The organism is Streptomyces sp. NPDC046122, from assembly GCF_056429965.1.
The window spans coordinates 488,568-510,461 of record NZ_JBWKLQ010000004.1 but is presented as its reverse complement, the minus strand read 5'-3'; the positions used below and the strand labels follow the sequence as shown (position 1 = coordinate 510,461).

Genomic DNA, 21,894 nt, shown 5'->3' with positions numbered 1-21,894 from the left:
CCCCGGCCGGTGCCGGCCGCCCGGCCCCCGGTTCCCTCGAACATCCGACCGGGAACGGATAGCCTCCGGCCATGTCCAATGGTCAGTGGTACCCGCCCGAGTGGCCGGACCGGATCCGCGCTCTCTCCCGCGGCGAACTCGCGGTGGCTTCCCCCCGGCGGGCCGCCACCGTCATGCTCCTGCGCGACGCGGCCGACGGCCCCGCCGTGCACATGCTGCGCAGACGCGCCTCCATGGCATTCGCCGGAGGCGCGTACGCGTATCCGGGCGGCGGCGTCGACCCGCGCGACGACGACCACCAGGTGGGCTGGGCGGGCCCGTCCCTCGACGACTGGGCCCGCCGCCTCGGCGCGGACCCGGCGTCGGCGCAGGCCATCGTCTGCGCGGCGGTGCGCGAGACGTACGAGGAGGCCGGTGTGCTGCTCGCCGGGCCGACGGCTGGCACCGTCGTGGGCGACACCACCGGCGACGACTGGGAGGCGGACCGGCAGGCCCTGGTGGCGCGCGAGCTGTCCTTCGCGGACTTCCTCCAGCGGCGCTCCCTGGTGCTGCGCTCCGACCTGCTGGGCGCGTGGGCCCGCTGGATCACCCCCGAGTTCGAGCCGAAGCGGTACGACACGTGGTTCTTCGTCGCCGCGCTGCCGGCCGGCCAGCGGACCCGCAACGCCTCCACGGAGGCGGACCGCACGGTGTGGATCCGCCCGGCCGACGCCGCCGCGGGCTACGACAGGGGCGAGCTGCTGATGATGCCGCCGACGATCTCCACGCTGCGTACGCTCCAGCCGTACGCCACGGCCGCCGAGGCGCTCTCGGGCGCGGCGGAGCAGGACATGACGCCGGTGCTCGCGCAGGCGCGCCTGGAGGGCGACGAGGTGGTCCTGAGCTGGCCGGGGCACGATGAATTCACCAAGCGCGTCGGAACGGGAGGTGCCGCATGACCGACGCAGCCGCCCTGCCCGGACAGCCCCGTGGCGGAGTGCTCTCCGGGCGGGCCACCGACCGGGCCGTGAACGTGCTGGCCCCGAACCCCTCCGCGATGACGCTCGACGGCACGAACACCTGGATCGTCTCCGAGCCGGACTCCGGTATGGCGGTCGTCGTCGACCCCGGGCCGCTCGACGACGGGCACCTGCGGGCGGTGATCGACACGGCGGAGAGGGCGGGCAAGCGCGTCGCGCTGACCCTCCTGACGCACGGCCACCCCGACCACGCGGAGGGCGCGGCCCGCTTCGCCGAGCTGACACGCACGTCCGTACGGGCCCTCGACCCGGCGCTGCGGCTCGGGGACGAGGGGCTCGCGGCCGGGGACGTGATCACCACCGGGGGCCTGGAGATGCGCGTCGTGCCGACGCCGGGGCACACCGCCGACTCGCTCTGCTTCCACCTGCCGGCGGACCGGGCCGTCCTGACGGGCGACACCGTCCTGGGGCGCGGCACGACGGTCGTGGCGCACCCGGACGGGCGGCTCGGCGACTACCTCGACTCGCTGCGGCGGCTGCGGTCGCTGACGGTCGACGACGGCGTGCACGTCGTGCTGCCGGGGCACGGGCCCGTGCTGGACGACGCACAGGGCGCGGTCGAGTACTACCTGGCCCACCGGGCCAACCGCCTCGCGCAGGTCGAGACGGCCGTCGAGAACGGCTTCGCGAGCGCCCCGGAGGTCGTCGAGCACGTGTACGCGGACGTGGACCGCTCCCTGTGGCCCGCGGCCGAGCTCTCGGTGCGGGCGCAGCTGGAGTACCTGCGGGAGCACGGGCTGATCTAGCGGCCGTGGACGCCGAAAGACCGTGGACGCCCGGAGAGCCGGCGGCCAGTGGACGCCGAAAGGCCAGCGGACGCCCGAAAGGCCAGTGGACGACGAAAGGGCCCACCCCCACCAGGGGCGGCCCTTTCGGCGTCGTACGGGCTCGCGGGCTCGTACTAGCGCGAGCGCTTCGCGAGGCGCTCCACGTCCAGCAGGATCACGGCCCGCGCCTCCAGGCGCAGCCAGCCGCGGCCCGCGAAGTCCGCGAGGGCCTTGTTGACCGTCTCGCGGGACGCGCCGACGAGCTGGGCCAGCTCTTCCTGCGTCAGGTCGTGCACGACGTGGATGCCCTCCTCCGACTGCACGCCGAAGCGGCGCGACAGGTCGAGGAGCGCGCGGGCGACACGGCCCGGCACGTCGGAGAAGACCAGGTCGGACATCTGGTCGTTGGTCTTGCGCAGCCGGCGGGCGACGGCGCGCAGCAGGGCGGTGGCCACCTCCGGGCGGGCGTTCAGCCACGGCTGGAGGTCGCCGTGGCCGAGGCCGAGCAGCTTCACCTCGGTCAGGGCGGTCGCGGTGGCGGTGCGCGGGCCCGGGTCGAAGAGCGACAGCTCACCGATCAGCTCGCCGGGACCGAGGACGGCCAGCATGTTCTCGCGGCCGTCGGGGGAGGTGCGGTGCAGCTTCACCTTGCCCTCGGTCACCACGTAGAGGCGGTCGCCTGGGTCGCCCTCGTGGAAAAGGGCGTCGCCGCGAGCGAGCGTCACCTCACTCATCGAGGCGCGGAGCTCCGCGGCCTGCTCGTCATCGAGCGCCGCGAAGAGCGGGGCGCGCCGCAGAACGTCGTCCACGAGTTCTCTCCTTGTCGACCTGCTCATCACGGTAACCGTGGTCACCATGATGCCGGACGGTAAAACAGTGCGATCAATCACAAGTTTGACGTACCGGCGTGCCCGACCGTGCGGCAGGGGGCCGATTGGGTTGGCGATTGCCTGTGACCGGGGCGGATGTCAGCGGAGGGCTTTAGGCTGGCCGGGTGTCCAAGTAGCCGGTGAGAGTGGAGCCCGAGGGGGCCGGACAGGTGACGGAAGGCCGTAATTCCGCTGTGGGCGAACAGGTCCCGCCGCTGGCCGAGAATGCCGCAAAAGAAGTAAAAGCGCCCGAGTCCGGGAAGGGGGCGGAGGCTGTGCAGGCGGAGAAGCCGGCGAGGTCCGGGAAGCCGTCGAAGGCCGGCAGGCGGGTCGGGACGGCGAAGACGGCGGCGACGAGCGGGCGTGCCGCGTCGGCCGCCAAGCCCGCCAAGCCGGAGTCGCGCCTGGCCATGGTCCGCCGTGCCCGCCGGACGAACCGCGAGCTGGCCGAGGTCTACCCGTACGCCCATCCGGAACTCGACTTCGAGAACCCCTTCCAGCTGCTGGTCGCCACGGTCCTCTCCGCCCAGACCACCGACCTGCGGGTCAACCAGACCACCCCCGCCCTCTTCGCGAAGTTCCCGACGCCCGAGGACATGGCGGCGGCGGACCCGGAGGAGCTGGAGCAGCTGATCCGGCCGACGGGGTTCTTCCGTGCCAAGGCCCGGTCGCTGCTCGGTCTGTCCGCCGCTCTGCGAGACGACTTCGGCGGCGAGGTACCCGGCCGTCTGAAGGATCTCGTCACGCTGCCCGGCGTCGGCCGCAAGACCGCCAACGTGGTCCTCGGCAACGCTTTCGGCGTCGCCGGCCTGACGGTGGACACCCACTTCGGCCGGCTCGTGCGGCGCTGGAAGTGGACGGCGCACGAGGACCCGGAGAAGGTCGAGGCGGACATCGCCGCGATCTTCCCCAAGACCGAGTGGACGATGCTCTCGCACCGGATCATCTTCCACGGCCGCCGCGTCTGCCACTCCCGCAAGCCGGCTTGTGGCGCCTGCCCGATCGCCCATTTGTGCCCGTCCTACGGCGAGGGCGAGACAGACCCGGAGAAGGCGCGGAAGCTGCTCAAGTACGAGATGGGCGGCTACCCGGGCCAGCGGCTGAAGCCTCCGCCCGGATATCCAGGCAAGCCCGCGCCGCCGTTGGGAGCCGCCGAGTGACGGACGGATCGACGAGCGGATTGACGGACGAGGCAACGGACGGATTGACGGGCCGATCGTCGGGCAGGACGACGGACCGGGCGGCAGGCCGGGTGACGGGTGCACGCGGTCGCGCGGAACGAACGGGCCCGGTTCGGGCGTTGTGACGACGGGGGTGCCTATGACGCGTGGGAGCGAGACATACGACGCCGGGGCGGCCCGGACCGCCGAGGCGGCCGGTCCGGCCGAGGTGGCCGTGACGAGCAGGGGCCTGCCCGAGTGGCTCGGCCCGGTGGCCGACGCCGCCCGGACCGTACGCCCCGAGCAGCTCAGCCGCTTCCTGCCGCCGGAGAACGGCGCCGGCCGCCAGTCGGCCGTCCTGATCCTCTTCGGCGAGGGCGAGAAGGGCCCCGAGCTGCTGCTCATGGAGCGGGCCGGAAGCCTGCGCTCGCACGCCGGCCAGCTGAGCTTCCCCGGCGGCGCGCTGGATCCCGCCGACGGCGATCCGGAGGCCACCGGCCCGCTGCGGGCGGCGCTCCGCGAGGCCGAGGAAGAGACCGGACTCGACCCCTCCGGTGTCCAGATCTTCGGCGTACTGCCCCGTCTCTACATCCCCGTCAGCAACTTCGTCGTGACGCCGGTCCTCGGCTGGTGGCGCGAGCCGAGCCCCGTCGGCGTGGTCGACGCCGCCGAGACGGCGAGCGTCTTCACCGTTCCCGTGGCGGATCTCACGGATCCCGCCCATCGGGTGACGAGCGTGCACCCGCGCGGCCACAGGGGCCCCGCGTTCCTGGTCGGACCCGCTCTGGTCTGGGGTTTCACGGCAGGCGTGATCGACAAGATCCTTCACTTCGCGGGATGGGAGCGTCCCTGGGACCGCTCCCGGCAGGTCCCGCTCGACTGGCGCGCGTGACAGGGTGGCCATGTGAACGTCCTGGACATCTTGTTGCTGGTCGCGGCGGTGTGGTTCGCGATCGTCGGGTATCGACAGGGATTCGTCGTCGGCATTCTGTCGGTGATCGGCTTCCTGGGCGGCGGCCTCGTCGCGGTCTATCTGCTGCCGTTCCTGTGGGACCAGCTGACCGACGGGTCCGAAGTCAGCTCGACGGCCGCCGTCGTCGCGGTCATCGTCGTGATCGTGTGCGCCTCGGTGGGCCAGGCCTTCACGACCCACCTCGGGAACAAACTCCGCAGATACATCACGTGGTCGCCCGCCCGCGTTCTGGACGCCTCGGGCGGCGCGCTGGTCAACGTCGTCGCGATGCTGCTGGTCGCCTGGCTGATCGGCTCCGCGCTCGCGGGCACCTCGCTGCCCACGCTGGGCAAGGAGGTCCGCAATTCCAAGGTGCTGCTGGGCGTCTCGCGTGTGATGCCCGACCAGGCGAGCATGTGGTTCACGGACTTCAGCTCCGTCCTCACCCAGAACGGCTTCCCGCAGGTCTTCAGTCCCTTCTCCAACGAGCCGATCACCGAGGTCAAGGCCCCCGACCCGGCGCTCGCCGGCAGCCCCGTGGCCGCCCGCGCCAAGAAGTCCATCGTCAAGGTCGTCGGCACGGCGCAGAGCTGCGGCAAGGTCCTGGAAGGCACCGGCTTCGTCTTCGACGACCGCCGCGTCATGACCAACGCCCACGTCGTCGGCGGTGTGGACGAGCCGACCGTGCAGATAGGCGGTGAGGGCCGCCGGTACGACGCCACGGTCGTGCTCTACGACTGGGAGCGCGACATCGCCGTACTGGACGTCCCCGACCTCGACGCCCCCGCGCTGGAGTTCACGGACGCCGACGCGCGCACCGGCGACAGCGCGATCGTCGCGGGCTTCCCGGAGAACGGCGCGTACGACGTGCGCTCCGCCCGCGTGCGCGGCCGGATCAACGCCAACGGCCCGGACATCTACCACCGCGGCACGGTCCAGCGCGACGTCTACTCGCTCTACGCGACCGTCCGCCAGGGCAACTCGGGCGGCCCGCTGCTGACGCCCGAAGGGAAGGTCTACGGCGTCGTCTTCGCGAAGTCCCTCGACGACGCCGACACCGGATACGCCCTGACGGCGGACGAGGTGAGCGAGGACATCCGCCTCGGCCGCGCCGCCAACCAGCAGGTCGACAGCGAGGGGTGCGCCCTCTGAGGCGCGCCGAGAGGCCGGTTCCCCACCCATGCGTCTGACGATCCTCGGCGGCGGCGGCTTCCGCGTCCCCCTCGTGTACGGCGCGCTCCTGCGCGACCGCGCCGAGGGCCGCGTCACGCACGTCACGCTCCACGACCTCGACCCCACGCGGCTCACGGCGATCGCCCGGGTGCTGGCCGACCAGGCGAGCGGGGTCCCGGACGCGCCGTCCGTGACCGTGACCACCGACCTCGACGACGCGCTGCGCGGAGCCGACTTCGTCTTCTCCGCGATCCGGGTCGGCGGCCTGGAGGGCAGGGCCGCCGACGAGCGCGTCGCCCTCGGCGAGGGTGTCCTGGGCCAGGAGACCGTCGGCGCGGGCGGTGTCGCGTACGGCTTGCGCACGGTGCCGGTCGCCGCCGGCATCGCCCGGCGCGTGGCGCGCCTCGCCCCAGACGCGTGGGTCATCAACTTCACCAACCCCGCGGGACTGGTCACCGAGGCCATGGCCCGCCACCTCGGCGACCGCGTCATCGGCATCTGCGACTCGCCGGTCGGCCTCGGCCGCCGCGTCGCCCGCGTGCTCGGCGTCCCCGACCCGGCCCGGGCACGGCTCGACTACGTCGGCCTCAACCACCTCGGCTGGCTGCGCGGCGTGTACGCCGACGACGCGCCCGGCCGCGCGAACCTGCTCCCGGCGCTGTTCGACGACGAGCGCGCGCTGACCTCCTTCGAGGAGGGCCGGCTCTTCGGCGCGTCCTGGCTGCGCTCGCTCGGCTCCGTCCCCAACGAGTACCTGCACTACTACTACTTCAACCGTGAGACGGTCACCGCCTACCGCGAGGCGAAGCAGACCCGCGGCGCCTTCCTCCGCGACCAGCAGGCGCGTTTCTACGACGGCATGACGGACCGTACGTCGGGCGCACTGGCCGTGTGGGAACGTACCCGCGCCGAGCGTGAGGCCACGTACATGGCGGAGAACCGGGAAGCGGCGGGCGCCGGCGAGCGCGCCGCCGACGACCTGGAGTCCGGTGGCTACGAGTACGTCGCGCTCGCCCTGATGCGGGCGATCGCCCGCGACGAACACGCCACGCTCATCCTGAACGTCCGCAACGGCCTCGGTGGCGGCACGTTGCCGCTGCTCGACGAGGCAGCCGTCGTCGAAGTCCCGTGCCTGGTCGACGCCGACGGCGCCCGCCCCGTCGCCGTGTCACCGCTCACCGGCCACGAGGCGGGCCTGGTGGCCGCGGTCAAGGCGGTGGAGCGGTGCGTACTGGAAGCGGGGGAGAGCGGGTCGGCGCGGGCGGCGGTCAAGGCGTTCGCCCTGCACCCGCTCGTCGACTCGGTCGGGGTGGCGCGCAGGCTCCTCGACGGCTACCGCAGCGCGCACCCCGGACTCGGGTACCTCAGGTTCCAAGCGGAATAGTACGAATCGATCGGATGTCAGTCGCGAGGGTGACGCAGCCGCGCCGAGACCCAGCGGGCCCTGCGGCGGAGGATGCGCGGAATCCCGATCGCGCGGGAAGGCGGACCGTGGCCCTGATCCCGAGGACCGCCCCCTTCGTGGGTGCTCAGCGCCGTGGCGGAGCGGCGGTTGCGTGCTGCGTCACCGTAGTCGTGCGTCCAGCCCATACCCCGACGTTTGCCCGGGCCCCATGGTCCGTAATCGCCTTGGGGGCAGCCAATTGGCCTATGCGCGAGGCAATTGGCTGTTCGTAGGACAAGCGTTCCGGTGGGGCCTGTGGGCCGCCGGTGATCGGCGGCCGCCCGGTCAGCGGTCGGGCTCGGGGTCCTTCAGCCAGTTGACCAGCTCGGTCGAGAAGGCCGCCGGGTCCTCCTCGTGAGGGAAGTGCCCCAGGCCGTCGAACAGCCGCCAGCGGTACGGAGCTTCGACGTATTCGCCGGAGCCCGCCGCGCTGCGCGTGCGCATCACCGGGTCCAGCGAACCGTGCAGGTGCAGCGTCGGCACCCGTACGGGCCGCTTCATGCGCCGGTTGAACTGGATGCCGTCCGGCCGCGCCATCGACCGCACCATCCACCGGTACGGCTCGATCGAGCAGTGCGCCGTCGACGGGATGGACATCGCCCGCCGGTACACGTCGACGTCCTCGTCGTCCGGCAGCCGCGGACCCGACCAGTCCCGGATCAGCCGGCCGACCAACGCCGCGTCGTCGGCGGTGAGCTGACGCTCCGGCAGCCACGGCCGCTGGAATCCCCAGACGTACGAGCCGGCCCGCGTCTGCGACAGGTCGGAGAGCATGGCCGAGCGCCAGCGGCGCGGATGCGGCATGGAGGAGACCGCGAGGCGGCGCACCAGCTTGGGCCGCATCACGGCCGCCGTCCACGCCAGGTATCCGCCCAGGCCGTGCCCGACGAGCGCCGCGTCCGGCTCGCCGAGCGAACGCACCACGCCGGTGATGTCGAGCGCGAGGTTCGCCGGGTCGTACCCCCGCGGCGTACGGTCGCTGCCGCCGACGCCCCGCAGGTCCATCGCGACGGCCCGAAACCCGGCGTCCGCGAGCGCGGTCATCTGATGCCGCCACGTCCACCAGAACTGCGGGAACCCGTGCAGCAGCAGGACCAGGGGCCCGTCCCCGACCTCCGCGATGTGGAAGCGCGCACCGTTCGCCGCGACGTCGCGGTGCGTCCACGGGCCGTCGGGGCGTACGACGGAGGCGGGAGCAGCCGCGGGGACGGAAGGGGCGGCTGGTGCGGGCGCGGAAGCGGGGGCCGGTGCGACGGGGCCGGAATCTGGGGCGGTCATGTGGACGAGCGTGCCACAGCCACCGCCTTGTCACCGACCTGGCGCGGGTGGGGCTTGACGCCCTGGAGCACGGCCGCGGTCTGCTTGGCCGAGGCGATGCTCTTCTCCGGAGGCTTGACCTTCTTGAACTTCGTCACGGCCAGCAGCGCCAGCAGACCCGCCAGCAGCAGGAACGCTCCGCCGACGATCAGGAAGGACCAGGCGAGCCCGAGCCCCAGGTTGTGGATGCCGTACGCCGCGGCGAAGCTCAGCACCGGCAGGGAGAAGAGCGCGAACACCCCCGCGACGCCGATCGCCGTGCCGCCCATGCCGACGCGCTTGGCGTCCTGCCGCAGCTCGGCCTTGGCCAGGGCGATCTCGTCGTGCATGAGTGCGGACATCTCGGCCGTCGCCGAGGCCACCAACTGGCCGAGGCTGCGGTCGACGCTGTCGGCCGTCGCGGTGCGGGCGGGGTCGCTCATCGCTCTCTCCCTCTCCTACGTGTCTACGCTTCGCGTCCTACGCCGTCTGCGTGGTCCGCGCGGTCGGCGTGCTCCGTGTCATCTGCGTCTGTATCTGATGTCGAATCATGCCGGACTGTCGTCCTGACCGCTGGACGCCCCCGCGAGTTCCGCGAGCCTGCGGTGCTCGGCGGCCTTCGCGTCGTGGATCGCGGCCATCCGCAGGTGGTACTCGCGCTGGCCGTGCTCGTAGATGTCCGGAATGCCGTCCTGGTCCTCGTCGCGTTCCTCCTCCTCGACCAGCGCGCGGTACGTGCGTACCCGGAGCTTCAGCAGAATCCCGGAAAGCACGGCGGCGATCAGCGACCCGATGAGTACGGCGGCTTTGATCCGGCCCGTGAGCTCGGCGTCCCCGGTGAAGGCGAGTTCCCCGATGAGCAGGGAGACGGTGAAGCCGATGCCGGCCAGCGAGGCGACCGCGAAGACGTCCGGCCAGGCGAGGTCCTCGTTGAGCTCGGCCCTGGTGAAGCGGGCCGCCAGCCAGGTGCCGCCGAAGATGCCGACGGCCTTGCCGACCACCAGGCCGAGCACGACGCCGAGCGTCTCGGGCCGGGTGAACACGTCGCCGACCGCCTCGCCCGAGACGGAGACCCCGGCGGAGAAGAGTGCGAACAGCGGTACGGCGATGCCCGCGGACACCGGCCGTACGAGGTGCTCGATGTGCTCGCCGGGGGAGTGCGCCTCGCCGTCCTCACGCGTGCAGCGCAGCATCAGGCCCATCGCGACGCCGGCGATCGTGGCGTGAACGCCGCTGTTGTACATCAGGCCCCAGATCACCAGGGCGAGCGGCACGTACAGGTACCAGCCGCGCACCCGCTTGCGCAGCAGCAGCCAGAAGACGGCCAGACCCGCGACCGCTCCGCCGAGCGCGGCGAAGTCGAGGTCGCCGGTGAAGAAGACGGCGATGATCAGGATCGCGAACAGGTCGTCCACGACGGCGAGGGTGAGCAGGAACGCGCGAAGGGCCGACGGCAGCGAGGTGCCGAGTACGGCGAGTACGGCCAGCGCGAAGGCGATGTCGGTGGCGGTGGGGACGGCCCAGCCGTCCATGCTGCCGCCCCCGGCCGCGTTGACCACGACGTACACGAGGGCCGGCGCCACCATGCCGCTGAGGGCGGCGACGACGGGGAGCGCGGCGGCCTTGGGGTCGCGCAGTTCGCCGGCGACCAGTTCGCGCTTGAGCTCGATGCCCGCGACGAAGAAGAAGACGGCGAGGAGACCGTCGGCGGCCCAGTGCTGGACGGAGAGGTCGAGGCCGAGCGATCCGGGCCCGAGGTGGAAGTCGCGTACGGTCTGGTAGCTGCCGCTCAGGCCGGTGTTGGCCCACAGCAGCGCGGCGACGGCAGCCACGAGGAGCAGTACGCCGCCGACCGTCTCGGTGCGCAGCGCGTCCGCGACGAAGGTGCGCTCGGGGAGCGAGAGGCGTCCGAGGAACTTGCGGACGCCCGGCGGAGACGGTGGCGGCGGGTTCTGCGGGTTCTGCGGGTCGGTCGGGCGGGGCGCGGCCACGGGGAGGACCTCCGGTCGGTGGGCAGCATGGAGCACATTGCCGACCAGACTTCCCGGCGCACCTCTGGAGTTTTGACGCGTTCCTGACGCGGTCGACCACTCTACCGGTGTGCGCAAGGACGTAATCCGGTGGTCTGCACCTTACGAGCAGAACGCACGGAAAACGCCGAACGGGCACCTGGCGGGGTGCCGGGTGCCCGTTCGGGACGCTCATTCAAGGGGCGGAAGCCGTCAGTCCTCGCTGGACGCGCTCGGCAGCTTCGTCTGGATGAGGTCCATCACCGAGGAGTCGGTGAGGGTGGTCACGTCGCCCAGCTGCCGGTTCTCGGCCACGTCACGCAGCAGCCGCCGCATGATCTTGCCGGAGCGGGTCTTGGGAAGCTCGGCCACCGGGAGGATCCGCTTGGGCTTGGCGATGGGGCCGAGGGTCGCACCGACGTGGTCGCGGAGCTCTGCGACGAGCGTGTCCGTCTCGGACGCCGTACCGCGCAGGATCACGAACGCGACGATGGCCTGACCGGTCGTCTCGTCTGCCGCGCCGACGACCGCCGCCTCGGCGACGGACGGGTGCGACACGAGCGCCGACTCGACCTCGGTGGTCGAGATGTTGTGGCCGGACACCAGCATCACGTCGTCGACCCGGCCGAGCAGCCAGATGTCGCCGTCGTCGTCCTTCTTGGCGCCGTCGCCCGCGAAGTACTTGCCGGGAAAGCGGGACCAGTAGGTGTCGATGAAGCGCTGGTCGTCGCCCCAGATCGTACGGAGCATCGACGGCCACGGCTCGGTGAGGACGAGGTAGCCGCCGCCCCCGTCGGGCACCTCGTTCGCCTCGTCGTCCACGACGGTCGCGCTGATGCCGGGCAGCGCGCGCTGGGCGGATCCGGGCTTGGCGGCGGTGACGCCGGGCAGCGGCGAGATCATCATCGCTCCGGTCTCGGTCTGCCACCAGGTGTCGACGACCGGGGTCTTGCCCGCGCCGATGTTCTCCCGGTACCAGATCCACGCCTCCGGGTTGATCGGCTCGCCGACCGAGCCGAGGACGCGAAGGCTGCTCAGGTCGAACTTGGCGGGGATGTCGTCGCCCCACTTCATGAACGTGCGGATCGCGGTCGGCGCGGTGTAGAGGATCGTGACGCCGTACTTCTGCACGATCTCCCAGAAGCGCCCCTGGTGCGGGGTGTCGGGCGTGCCCTCGTACATGACCTGCGTCGCGCCGTTGGCCAGCGGTCCGTACACGATGTACGAATGGCCGGTCACCCAGCCGATGTCGGCCGTACACCAGTAGACGTCGGTCTCCGGCTTGAGGTCGAAGACGGCGTGGTGCGTGTACGCGGCCTGGGTGAGGTATCCGCCGGAGGTGTGGAGGATGCCCTTCGGCTTACCCGTCGTACCGGACGTGTAGAGGATGAACAGCGGGTGCTCGGCGTCGAAGGCCTCGGGGGTGTGCTCGGAGGACTGACGGGCGACGATTTCGTGCCACCACACGTCCTTGGCGTCGTTCCACGCGGTGTCCTGGCCGGTGCGGCGTACCACCAGAACGTGCTCCACCTGCGGGCACTTGGCGACGGCCTCGTCGATGGCGGGCTTGAGCGCGGAGGGCTTGCCGCGCCGGTAGCCGCCGTCCGAGGTGATGACGATCTTGGCGTCTGCGTCCTGGATGCGGGAGGCGACCGCGTCGGCCGAGAAGCCGCCGAAGACCACCGAGTGCGCGGCTCCGATCCGGGCGCAGGCCAGCATCGCGACGGCGGCCTCGGGAATCATCGGCAGGTACACGGCGACCCGGTCGCCCTTGCGCACGCCGAGCTCCACAAGGGCGTTGGCCGCGCGCGAGACCTCGTCCTTGAGCTCGGCGTAGGTGATCGCGCGGGTGTCGCCGGGCTCGCCCTCGAAGTGGATGGCGACGCGGTCGCCGTTGCCGGCCTCGACGTGGCGGTCGACGCAGTTGTACGCCACGTTGAGCCTGCCGTCGGCGAACCACTTCGCGAACGGCGGGTTCGACCAGTCGAGCGTCTCGGTCGGCTCGGTGGCCCAGGTGAGCCGCCGGGCCTGCTCGGCCCAGAAGCCCAGCCGGTCCGCCTCGGCCTGTTCGTACGCCTCCGCCGTGACGTTGGCGTTCGCGGCCAGCTCGGCAGGCGGCGAGAAGCGGCGCTCCTCCTTCATGAGGTTGGCCAGGCTTTCGTTGCTCACGACATCTCCCATTCCCAGGGCGTCCGATGTGTCCCGTGCCCTAGCTCATCAGTCCCGTGCCCGGGTGACAAGAGTCTTCCGGACATTGGTTTAGACCTGTGAGCTGCGGCGCGCGGCATCCGGTCCGTTCTTCGGCGGCGGCGTACGGCCCCTCCCCGCAGGGCGGTGCGAGGAGGGGCCATACGGTCTCACGTACGCGGAGCCCGGTCGGTTCAGGCATGCGGGACAGGCGCGTCGGACCGGGGGCCGCGGTACGGCCCCCGGTCCTCCTGTCCGTTCAGGCGCGCGCCCTTTCGAGGGGGCCTTCCGCCTGCGCACCCGCCCGCGTCGCATCCGCCCGCGTCCCATCCACCCGCGCATCCGACGCGGAGCTCTTCGCGCGTGCCGAGCTCTCCGGGTCCTCGACCGGACCGACCCGGTCGAAGACCGCGTCCGTCTCGCCGATCCGTACACCGTCCTGGAGCAGGTACGCCTGGGCCTCGCCGACGTGGAAGTACATGCCGTGCAGTTCGAGCGTGCCCTCGGCGAGCCGCCGCCGCACCGCCTCGTGCGTATGGAGGTGTTCCAACTGCTGGACCACGTTGGTCAGGCAGAGCTGCTCGACCGCGTCCGCCGGCAGCCTCCCCGAGATCCTCGCCCAGGAGTGTTTCCTGCTCCGCATCCGCTCCAGGCTGGGCGCGGCGTGGCGCAGCCAGCGGCGCAACGGCGTCCGGTCCGCGCCCGGCGGGGCGCCGGGCGGCGTGTTGAGCAGGGCCTGCATCGCACCGCAGCCCGAGTGCCCGCAGACGGTGATGGACTGCACCTTCAGTACGTCCACGGCGTACTCGATGGCCGCGCCGACCGAGTCGTCCGCGCTCTCCGCTCCGGGCGGCGGCACCAGGTTGCCCACATTGCGCACGGTGAACAGGTCGCCGGGGCCACTGGACGTGATCATGCTGGTCACGAGGCGGGAGTCGGCGCAGGTGATGAACAGCTGCGACGGCGTCTGCCCCTCACGTGCGAGCCGGGCGAGCTCCTCGCGCACCAGTGGTGCCGTATTGCGCTGGAACGCGCTCAGCCCGGTGGCGAGTTGCCCCCCGCTGCCGCCCTTCCGGCCCGGCGAGGCCGACGAGCGGGAGCCCGCGTGGTCGTCGCAGTGGTGGTTGCGCCACGGGGTCCACGGCCTGCAGCAGCTGTGCGCGGAGTGCCCGCCGCGGGAACCGCCGTCGCAGGCGCCGTCGGCGTCAGCTCCGGGACCGGCGAAGCGGTTGCCCGAACGTCCGGTGATCTCCACCCGGCCGCCGTGCGCGACGTGCGCGTCCTTCCAGTCCTGGAGAGTCTCGTACGCGGCGTGGTCCATGAACGACCCGTCCAGCTCCACGTGCGCCTGTGACCCCCGGGGCACCTGGTTCAGCGCCCGGCTCAGCCGCGGCACCGCCAGGAAGGTCAACTGGCCTCGCACGGCGATGCGGTGGACGCCGTCCGCAGTGGTCTCGGCCGTGATGTGCGTCTTCGCCAGCCGGTGGAGTGCCACCGCGACCGCCACCGCGACCCCCATCGCCACGCCTTCCAGCACGCCGAGGAGGACGACCCCGGCGACCGTCACCATGTAGACCAGCATCTCCCGGTGGCGGGAGGCACTGCGGATGCGCGTGATGCTCACCATCTGGAAGCCGACGAGCATGACCAGGGCGGCGAGCGCGGGCAGGGGAATCAGGTCGAGGACCGGTACGAGGAACAGCGCGGCCAGCACGATCCACAGACCGTGCAGCATCGTGGAGTGCCGGCTGACCGCGCCCGCCGACACATTGGCGACGCTGCGTACGGCGACCCCGGCGACCGGCAGTCCGCCGAGCGCGCCGGACACGATGTTGGCGGCACCCTGACCGGCCAGTTCGCGGTCGAGGTTCGAGCGCTTCACCTCTGCGGTCGGGTTCTTGCGGGCGGCCACCAGTTTGTCCACGGCCACGGCCGACAGCAGTGACTGGACGCTGGTGACCAGGGTGATGGTGAGCACGGCCGCGGCGATGCCGAGAACCGGGCCCTCGGGCAGCCCCGGCAGCGCGTGACTGCTCCAGGAGGGCAGGTCGACGTGCGGCACCTTCATCCCGGCCAGCCAGGAGAGCACGGCAGCGGCGGCCACGGCGACGAGCGCGGCCGGGACCGTCCGGGCGATCCGGCCCGTACGACCCGGAATGTGCGGCCAGGCGAGCAGTACGGCGAGCGTGAGGGCGCTGACGAGGATGGCCGGCCCGTGCAGGTTGGCCAGCTGGTGCGGCAGGTCGCGGACGTTGTCTACGGCGGAACTCTCTGGGTTGCCGCCGAGCACGATGTGCAGCTGGGCCAGGGCGATGGTGACGCCGATGCCGGCGAGCATGCCGTGCACGATCGCCGGGCTGACCGCGAGCGCCGAACGGGCCACGCGCACCAGGGACAAGGCGATTTGGGTCAGGCCGGCGAGGACGGTGATGGCGCAGGTGGTGCGCCAGCCGTATTGCTGAATCAGCTCGGCCGTCACGACCGTAAGCCCCGCGGCGGGCCCGCTGACCTGCAGGGGCGCCCCGCCGAAGCGGCCTGCGACCAGGCCGCCGACGGCGGCGGCGACCAGACCCGCCTGCAGGGGCGCGCCGGTCGCCAGGGCGATGCCCAGGGAAAGCGGCAGCGCGATCAGAAAGACGCAGATCGAGGCGGACACGTCCACCCGCGCCACGGGGAAGCGGCGGCGGGGGCCGCCGGGCGGGCTGTGCGGGCGCTGAAAGCGGGACGCCCCCGCGGGGGGCGCAGAGTGGTCGGTGCTGGTCGGGATGCAAGCAGTCATGGTTTCCCGTCTCCTCCGGGGCAGCGCGGTCGCGGAACGTGGGGACGCGGCCGTGGGTCACGGCGTGCAGCGGCGGGATTTCTCAACTCTCAGTAAATGAATGGTAATGCAGAGTAAAGAACTAATGAGGCGAATAGGGCTAAATGGCGCAACCTTTCATTCGTTTCGGTGAACCAGGATTTTGAGCGGCTTGTCATATCAATCCCTCGGTCGGGTCATGCGAAGTTTGCCCCGCTGTGCAGTCATTTCAGCGGATAAGCAGATAAGTCTGACGGAAGAGGGTGGGCGGAATGATGGCCGCCACAAAAAGGATTGCCTTCGGCTTCGCCGCCGTGGCCCTGGCCGGCGCACTCGCCGCCTGCTCGGGGCCGGGCGGCTCGGATGCCCCCGGCGCCCAGGAAGGCGCGCACGGAGCGAAGAAGGGCGCGCCCAAGGCGGCGGCGCCCAAGAGTGCGGTGCGCCTGATCGGCGACGGCTCGACGGCGTACACCGGGAAGCAGCCGCACGTGTCGCGGCCTCAGCGGCTGAAGCCCGGTCAGGAGCCCCCGCAGTTCGTCGTGTTCTCGTGGGACGGGGCCGGCGAGGACAGCCAGCGCCTCTTCTCGCACTTCCGCGAGGTCGGCAAGAAGTACAACGCGACGATGACGTACTTCCTGAGCGGCGTGTACCTGCTCCCGGAGGACAAGCGGCACCTCTACGACCCGCCGCAGCACTCCACCGGACGCTCCGACATCGGCTTCAACGATGTCGCGGGAATCAGCGACACCGTCGACCAGCTACGCGCGGCGTGGCTGGACGGCAACGAGATCGGGACGCACTTCAACGGCCACTTCTGCGGCAAGGACGGTGGCGTCGGCACCTGGTCCCCGGAGGAGTGGAAGAGCGAGATCGCGCAGGCCAAGGCGTTCGTGAAGCGCTGGAAGACCAACTCGGGCCTGAAGAACGCCAAGCCGCTGCCCTTCGACTACGACAAGGAACTCGTCGGCGCCCGCACCCCCTGCCTCGAAGGGCAGAAGAACATGATGGCGGCGGCCAAGGAACTCGGCTTCCGCTACGACTCCAGCGGCGTGGGCAAGCAGGTGTGGCCCAAGAAGACCGCGGGCCTGTGGGACATGCCGCTCCAGCTGGTACCGGTGCCCGGACGGGCCTTCGAGACGCTCTCCATGGACTACAACTTCATGGTCAATCAGTCGGGAACGGTCAAGGGCGACCCGTCCCGGCACCGGTACTGGGGCAACCAGATGCGCGACGGCCTGCTCCAGGCCTTCGACCGCTCGTACAACGGCAACCGCGCCCCGCTGATCATCGGCAACCACTTCGAGTCCTGGAACGGCGGCACGTACATGCGCGCCATCGAGGAGACGATCAAGACGGTCTGTGTGAAGCGGGACGTGCGCTGCGTCTCCTTCAGGCAGGTGGCCGACTGGCTGGACGCCCAGGACCCGGAGGTGCTGGACAGGATGCGCACCCTGGAGGTCGGCGAGGCGCCGAAGGACGGCTGGGCGTCGTTCCTCGCCGAGCGGCCGTCGGCCGCCCCGAGCGTCGGGACGGCCTCCCAGGTCAAGCGGGCTGAACGGCACTGACCTCCGCGAAGTGCTCCCCGAGGACGAAGGCGGGGTCGACCTGGGCAGCCAGGTCGGCGCCCGTCTTCGCGTTGCCCCAGCTCTCCGCGTTCTTCAGGTGGAAGTGCACCATCTGGCGTGTGTAGCGCTCCCAGTCGCGCTCCGCGTACGAGTCCTCGGCCGCGTTCTGCAGGGTCTGCAGGGCGAGGCGGTTGTCCGCCTCCAGGAGCTCGAAGCGGGACGGCCGGCCCTTCTCCATCGAGCGGACCCAGTCGGACGCGCGGACGGTGACCAGGAGGTCGTCGCCCACCTGCTCACGCAGGAAGTCGATGTCGTCCTGGCCCTGCACCTTGTTGCCGACGACCTTGAGCGACACGCCGAAGTCGCGGGCGTACTCCTTGTACTGGCGGTACACGGACACGCCCTTGCGGGTCGGTTCGGCCACCAGGAAGGTCATGTCGAAGCGGGTGAACAGGCCGGAGGCGAAGGAGTCGGAGCCGGCCGTCATGTCGACGACGACGTACTCGTCCGGGCCGTCGATCAGGTGATTGAGGCACAGCTCGACCGCCCCAACCTTGGAGTGGTAGCAGGAGACGCCCAGGTCGGACTCCGTGAACGGGCCAGTGGCCATCAGCCGGATGTCGCCGTCGTCCAGCGGGACGGTACGGGCGCACGCGTCGTACACCGGGTTGTCCTCGCGCACCCGGAGCAGGCGGGAACCCTCTCCGGGCGGGGTGGTCTTGATCATCGTCTCGGCGGAGGCGATACGGGGATTGGAGCCCCGCAGGTAGTCCTTGATGAGGGGCAGGTGCGCGCCCATCGCGGGCAGCGCCCCGGCCTGCGCCTCGTCGAGACCGAGTGCGGCGCCCAGGTGCTGGTTGATGTCGGCGTCCACGGCCATGACCGGGGCCTCGTTGGCGGTGAGGTGGCGGATGAAGAGCGAGGACAGCGTCGTCTTGCCGCTGCCGCCCTTCCCTACGAAAGCGATCTTCATGTTCACCAAGGGTAATCGCGTGATTGCTCGCCGTGCGCACGGGAGTGAGGAAGACCACTCCAAGGTGGGGTCCGTGCCGTGGGTGCGTAGGCTCCTTACCTATGAGTACGACTGCTGATCCACTCGCGGCGCTGGGCGCGCTGCCCGGCGTACCCGAGGCCGTGGACTCCGTACGCAAGGCCGTCGACCGGGTCTACGGACACCGCGTCATGCGGCGCCGCAGCAACGAGATCACCGCGGAGGCCGCCCTGCGCGGCGCGCGCGGGTCGGCGGCGCTCTCGGGCGCGGACTGGGCGCTGGAGGAGGTGCGCCGGCGTACCGACTTCAGCATCGACGAGGAGTCCCGGATCGTCGGCGCGGCGCTGCGCCTCACGGCCGAGGCCGGGCAGCTGTTGTCCATCTGGCGTCAGTCGCCGCTCCGGGTGCTGGCCCGGCTGCATCTGGTGGCCGCGGGCGGCGCCGGGGTGTCGGACGAGCTGGTGGGCCGGCCGAGGCTCGCGGGTGAGCCGGTGGACGAGCCCCTGGTCGAGCTGCCGCTTCCGGGCGCCGACGAGGTGGCGGGCCGGCTCGAAGGGCTCTCGGAACTGATCATCGCGGGCGGCTCCGCGCCCGCCCTGGTGGCCGCCGCCGTGGTGCACGGCGAACTGATGGCGCTGCGCCCCTTCGGCTCCCACAACGGCCTCGTGGCGCGGACCGCCGAGCGGATCGTGCTGATCGGCAGCGGCCTCGACCCGAAGTCCGTCTGCCCGGCCGAGGTCGGCCACGGGGAACTCGGACGCGCGGCGTACGTGGCGGCTCTGGACGGCTACGTCTCGGGAACGCCGGAAGGCATGGCGGCGTGGATCACGCACTGCGGGCGTGCGGTGGAGCTGGGGGCCAGGGAGTCGACGGCTGTCTGTGAGGCGCTTCAGCGCGGCGCCGCCTGAGCGGCCGCCGGAGCCCCTGCCGGCCGGACAAAGGGTTGCGGCGGTACCGGTGAACGGTACCGCCGCTGGCACGTCCGCCGAGTTACCATGCGTCCTCGAAATTTTGCCCATCAGGTCGGGTGCTTTGCCCGTCACCTGGTGCGGCTGGCCCGTAATCGACGGGTCGACGTCGCGTGGGTGCTCGTCTTCCGTGCTCGGTCCGTGGGGCCTTACTGCGTTGTAGGTCATCCTCTCGGATGTCCCTGGTCTCGCGGGCCGTTAAAACCTTTGTACTCCTGAAGCCGGGGAAGCGAAAGCCCTGGACGCACCTCTTTGCCTACCGGTTCAAATGCGGGCAAAAGTTTCATTTGGGCGGCGGTTCTTCCCGCGCCCTGGCCTGCGGCTGACGTACCAGACCAGACCCGCGGTGGCCGCGGCCGCTCCGACCGCCGCCGCCGCGACCAGTGCGGGCCGGGGCGGCATGGAGAAGGCGGGCAGCCGCTGCTTGAGGCGGACCGGTCGGCTGAAGACGAGAATCGGCCATTCCCGAGCGAGCGCCTCACGGCGCAGCGCCCGGTCCGGGTTGACGGCGTAGGGGTGACCGACCGACTCCAGCATCGGAACGTCGGTGGCCGAGTCGCTGTACGCGTAGCAGCGCGCGAGGTCGTACCCCTCGGACGCCGCGAGCTCCTTGATCGCCTCGGCCTTGGTGGGGCCGTACGCGTAGTACTCCACTTCACCCGTGAAGCAGCCGTCGTCGCCGACGACCATCCGGGTCGCCACCACGCGGTCGGCCCCGAGGAGCTCACCGATGGGCTCGACCACCTCCGCCCCGGACGTGGAGACGATCACGACGTCGCGGCCGGCCGTGTGGTGCTCCTCGATGAGGGAGGCCGCCTCGTCGTAGATGATCGGGTCGATCAGGTCGTGCAGGGTCTCGGCGACGATCTCCTTGACCTGCTGGACGTTCCACCCCTTGCAGAGCGCCGAGAGGTACGCGCGCATGCGTTCCATCTGGTCGTGATCCGCGCCGCCGGCGAGGAAGACGAACTGGATGTACGCGGTCCGCAGTGCGGCTCTGCGGCTGATCAGTCCGCCTTGATAGAAGGACTTGCTGAAGGTCAGCGTGCTCGACTTCGCAATGACGGTCTTGTCGAGGTCGAAGAAGGCGGCTGTTCGCGGCAAGGAGCGTTTTTCCACGAGGCGAGCATAGGCGCCCACCATTCGGCGTACGCTGTGGCGCGTGGGTTTGCCTGAGAAGGCTCTCGGGTACACCATGGAAGTCACGGATCGTTCGCGACCGTGCTACCCCGGTCCGACTCCTCCCCCCCCGAGTCGGCCGTGGAGACGACCCCCGTTCTCCCCCCCGACGGGGGTCGTCGCATGTCCGGATACTTTTTCGCCCTCCGGTTCGGATCATTTCTCCCCCTCTTGGCCTGCGGCCGCAGCGGCCTTCCACTCCCCAGACGCGTCACGCTGCGTAGTTGTTCCGCCGCTCTCCGGAAGTCACCGGTATAGGTGAGCGGGATATTCACAACCGGCGAGTTGTCCCCGGTTTTCCAGCAAGATCCACACGATTTCGGAGATCCCTCCACGGTGATTCCGTTCGCGAAGTTCGCGGACAGAAGGAATCGCAGGGAGAGGGGGCGGAGATCGTGGCCGGATCCAGCACACCCGACCGTCCGCAGGTCGCCGAGGCGCGGCAGGGCGGACCGCTGATCGTCACCGAGGACGTCGAGCTGCTCGACGATCTGCTGCGGCTGTGCGCCGCCGCCGGCGCGGAACCGGAAGTCCATCACGGGGTGCCCGAGCGCCGGGGCAGCTGGGAGAGCGCACCGCTGGTCCTCGTCGGCGACGACGCCGCCGAGCGGGTGCGCGGGGCGGTTCTCGGACGAGGGGGAGCGCGCCGCAGCGGCGTGATGCTCGTCGGCAAGGACCAGGACGACCCCCATGTGTGGCGCCGCGCGGTCGAGATCGGCGCCGACCACGTGCTGCGGCTGCCCGACGCGGAGAACTGGCTCGTGGAGCGCATCGCCGACGTCGCGGAGGGCGTGGGGCGGCAGGCGGTGACCGTGGGGGTGCTCGGAGGCCGGGGCGGGGCGGGGGCCTCGACGCTGGCGTGCGCCCTGGCGGTGGCAGCGGCACGCACGGGCCGGCGCACCATGCTCATCGACGGCGACCCCCTGGGCGGCGGGCTCGACGTGCTCCTCGGCGGGGAAGCCGCGGAAGGCCTGCGGTGGCCGGATTTCGCCGAGTCCAGAGGGCGGGTCGGCAGTGGCGCGCTGGAGGAGTCGCTGCCCGAATTGCACGCGCTGCGCGTGCTGAGCTGGGACCGGGGTGACCGCGTGGTCATCCCGCCGGAAGCGATGCGCGCGGTGCTGGCCGCCGCGCGAAGGCGGGGCGGAGTGGTGGTCGTCGACCTGCCGCGCCGGGTCGACGAGGCCGTGGCCGAGGCGCTGGCCCAGCTCGACCTCGGACTGCTGGTGGTGCCGGCGGAGCTACGGGCGGTCGCGGCGGCGAGCCGCGTCGCCTCGACCGTCGGCATGGTCCTGGGCGACCTGCGGGCGGTGGTGCGCGGACCGTACGCCGCGGGCCTCGACGAGGAGGCGGTCGCGGGGCTCCTCGGGCTGCCGCTGGCCGGCGAGCTGCCGGTGGAGGCGGGGCTGCTGGAGGCCCAGGCCGGCGGGACGCCGCCGGGCGGCAGCGCGCGGGGGCCGCTGGGCCGGTTCTGCACGGCGTTCTGGCAGCAGGCGCTGGCCGCGGGCGTTGTCTCGTGAG

Annotated in this window: 18 protein-coding genes; 9 read left to right on the top strand and 9 right to left on the bottom strand. The window is 71.3% G+C overall.

Features of this window, described 5'->3' with window-relative positions; translation table 11 throughout:
* Positions 1–71 precede the first annotated feature (71 nt).
* Positions 72–938 carry an NUDIX hydrolase gene (locus tag AC07FK_RS15475; RefSeq protein ID WP_479105376.1) on the top strand — a complete coding sequence of 289 codons (867 nt, stop codon included), beginning with the start codon at positions 72–74 and terminating at the stop codon, positions 936–938.
* Positions 935–1,765 carry an MBL fold metallo-hydrolase gene (locus tag AC07FK_RS15470; protein WP_479105375.1) on the top strand — a complete coding sequence of 277 codons (831 nt, stop codon included), beginning with the start codon at positions 935–937 and terminating at the stop codon, positions 1,763–1,765. The genes AC07FK_RS15475 and AC07FK_RS15470 overlap by 4 nt, the downstream gene beginning before the upstream one ends.
* Before the next feature lie 155 nt (positions 1,766–1,920).
* Here AC07FK_RS15470 and AC07FK_RS15465 read toward each other — a convergent pair whose 3' ends face one another.
* Entirely contained in the window at positions 1,921–2,595 is a 675-nt protein-coding gene (locus AC07FK_RS15465) for a Crp/Fnr family transcriptional regulator (protein WP_014046869.1), read from the bottom strand.
* A gap of 254 nt (positions 2,596–2,849) precedes the next feature.
* Here AC07FK_RS15465 and nth point away from each other — a divergent pair, with 254 nt between their 5' ends.
* The 4 genes from nth to AC07FK_RS15445 all read left to right on the top strand — a co-directional run bounded on the left by nth (position 2,850) and on the right by AC07FK_RS15445 (position 7,324).
* The gene (gene nth, locus AC07FK_RS15460) at positions 2,850–3,815 is read left to right on the top strand and encodes an endonuclease III (RefSeq protein ID WP_479105374.1); all 966 of its coding nucleotides are present in this window, start codon (positions 2,850–2,852) and stop codon (positions 3,813–3,815) included.
* A gap of 160 nt (positions 3,816–3,975) precedes the next feature.
* Positions 3,976–4,707 (top strand): NUDIX hydrolase, encoded by a 732-nt coding sequence (locus tag AC07FK_RS15455; protein ID WP_479105373.1) that lies wholly within the window; start codon positions 3,976–3,978, stop codon positions 4,705–4,707.
* 12 nt (positions 4,708–4,719) lie between these two features.
* Positions 4,720–5,919 carry a MarP family serine protease gene (locus AC07FK_RS15450; RefSeq protein WP_479105372.1) on the top strand — a complete coding sequence of 400 codons (1,200 nt, stop codon included), beginning with the start codon at positions 4,720–4,722 and terminating at the stop codon, positions 5,917–5,919.
* Between the two features lie 28 nt (positions 5,920–5,947).
* Positions 5,948–7,324, top strand: coding sequence for a 6-phospho-beta-glucosidase (locus AC07FK_RS15445; protein ID WP_479105371.1), 1,377 nt, complete (start codon positions 5,948–5,950; stop codon positions 7,322–7,324).
* Between the two features lie 17 nt (positions 7,325–7,341).
* Here AC07FK_RS15445 and AC07FK_RS15440 read toward each other — a convergent pair whose 3' ends face one another.
* The 6 genes from AC07FK_RS15440 to AC07FK_RS15415 form a co-directional block, all read right to left on the bottom strand.
* Positions 7,342–7,530, bottom strand: a complete 189-nt coding sequence (locus AC07FK_RS15440; protein WP_078606705.1) for a hypothetical protein — start codon at positions 7,528–7,530, stop codon at positions 7,342–7,344.
* Positions 7,531–7,669: 139 nt separating this feature from the next.
* Positions 7,670–8,662 (bottom strand): alpha/beta fold hydrolase, encoded by a 993-nt coding sequence (locus tag AC07FK_RS15435; protein WP_479105370.1) that lies wholly within the window; start codon positions 8,660–8,662, stop codon positions 7,670–7,672.
* The gene (locus AC07FK_RS15430) at positions 8,659–9,123 is read right to left on the bottom strand and encodes a phage holin family protein (protein ID WP_479105369.1); all 465 of its coding nucleotides are present in this window, start codon (positions 9,121–9,123) and stop codon (positions 8,659–8,661) included. The genes AC07FK_RS15435 and AC07FK_RS15430 overlap by 4 nt, the downstream gene beginning before the upstream one ends.
* Positions 9,124–9,228: 105 nt before the next feature.
* Positions 9,229–10,671, bottom strand: coding sequence for a Na+/H+ antiporter NhaA (gene nhaA / locus AC07FK_RS15425; RefSeq protein ID WP_479105368.1), 1,443 nt, complete (start codon positions 10,669–10,671; stop codon positions 9,229–9,231).
* 231 nt (positions 10,672–10,902) lie between these two features.
* A complete protein-coding gene (gene acs, locus AC07FK_RS15420) occupies positions 10,903–12,858 on the bottom strand; it encodes an acetate--CoA ligase (protein WP_479105367.1) in 1,956 nt (651 codons plus the stop codon).
* Between the two features lie 277 nt (positions 12,859–13,135).
* Positions 13,136–15,655: a bifunctional SulP family inorganic anion transporter/carbonic anhydrase gene (locus tag AC07FK_RS15415; RefSeq protein WP_479105366.1), complete on the bottom strand. Its 2,520-nt coding sequence runs from the start codon at positions 15,653–15,655 to the stop codon at positions 13,136–13,138.
* Positions 15,656–15,945: 290 nt separating this feature from the next.
* Between AC07FK_RS15415 and AC07FK_RS15410 the strand changes: the two genes are divergently transcribed.
* Positions 15,946–17,238: a polysaccharide deacetylase family protein gene (locus AC07FK_RS15410; RefSeq protein ID WP_479105365.1), complete on the top strand. Its 1,293-nt coding sequence runs from the start codon at positions 15,946–15,948 to the stop codon at positions 17,236–17,238.
* Here AC07FK_RS15410 and AC07FK_RS15405 read toward each other — a convergent pair.
* Positions 17,216–18,211, bottom strand: coding sequence for an ATP-binding protein (locus tag AC07FK_RS15405; RefSeq protein WP_479105364.1), 996 nt, complete (start codon positions 18,209–18,211; stop codon positions 17,216–17,218). The two genes, AC07FK_RS15410 and AC07FK_RS15405, sit on opposite strands and share 23 nt — an antisense overlap.
* Before the next feature lie 101 nt (positions 18,212–18,312).
* Here AC07FK_RS15405 and AC07FK_RS15400 point away from each other — a divergent pair, with 101 nt between their 5' ends.
* Entirely contained in the window at positions 18,313–19,137 is an 825-nt protein-coding gene (locus tag AC07FK_RS15400) for a Fic family protein (protein WP_479105363.1), read from the top strand.
* 324 nt (positions 19,138–19,461) lie between these two features.
* On the opposite strand, the gene AC07FK_RS15395 is transcribed toward AC07FK_RS15400, so the two are convergent.
* Positions 19,462–20,340: an HAD family hydrolase gene (locus tag AC07FK_RS15395; RefSeq protein ID WP_479105362.1), complete on the bottom strand. Its 879-nt coding sequence runs from the start codon at positions 20,338–20,340 to the stop codon at positions 19,462–19,464.
* A 431-nt stretch (positions 20,341–20,771) separates the two neighbouring features.
* Here AC07FK_RS15395 and ssd point away from each other — a divergent pair, with 431 nt between their 5' ends.
* Positions 20,772–21,893, top strand: coding sequence for a septum site-determining protein Ssd (gene ssd, locus AC07FK_RS15390; RefSeq protein WP_479105361.1), 1,122 nt, complete (start codon positions 20,772–20,774; stop codon positions 21,891–21,893).
* The last annotated feature ends 1 nt before the right edge of the window (position 21,894 follow it).

Coding starts and splice junctions, on each gene's coding strand:
- AC07FK_RS15435 (WP_479105370.1), bottom strand. CDS start 8,662: ATGACCGCCCCAGATTCCGGCCCCGTCGCACCGGCCCCCGCTTCCGCG.
- AC07FK_RS15440 (WP_078606705.1), bottom strand. CDS start 7,530: ATGGGCTGGACGCACGACTACGGTGACGCAGCACGCAACCGCCGCTCC.
- AC07FK_RS15430 (WP_479105369.1), bottom strand. CDS start 9,123: ATGAGCGACCCCGCCCGCACCGCGACGGCCGACAGCGTCGACCGCAGC.
- AC07FK_RS15400 (WP_479105363.1), top strand. CDS start 18,313: ATGAGTACGACTGCTGATCCACTCGCGGCGCTGGGCGCGCTGCCCGGC.
- AC07FK_RS15475 (WP_479105376.1), top strand. CDS start 72: ATGTCCAATGGTCAGTGGTACCCGCCCGAGTGGCCGGACCGGATCCGC.
- AC07FK_RS15395 (WP_479105362.1), bottom strand. CDS start 20,340: ATGGTGGGCGCCTATGCTCGCCTCGTGGAAAAACGCTCCTTGCCGCGA.
- AC07FK_RS15410 (WP_479105365.1), top strand. CDS start 15,946: ATGATGGCCGCCACAAAAAGGATTGCCTTCGGCTTCGCCGCCGTGGCC.
- AC07FK_RS15445 (WP_479105371.1), top strand. CDS start 5,948: ATGCGTCTGACGATCCTCGGCGGCGGCGGCTTCCGCGTCCCCCTCGTG.
- AC07FK_RS15470 (WP_479105375.1), top strand. CDS start 935: ATGACCGACGCAGCCGCCCTGCCCGGACAGCCCCGTGGCGGAGTGCTC.
- AC07FK_RS15455 (WP_479105373.1), top strand. CDS start 3,976: ATGACGCGTGGGAGCGAGACATACGACGCCGGGGCGGCCCGGACCGCC.
- AC07FK_RS15415 (WP_479105366.1), bottom strand. CDS start 15,655: ATGACTGCTTGCATCCCGACCAGCACCGACCACTCTGCGCCCCCCGCG.
- AC07FK_RS15405 (WP_479105364.1), bottom strand. CDS start 18,211: ATGAAGATCGCTTTCGTAGGGAAGGGCGGCAGCGGCAAGACGACGCTG.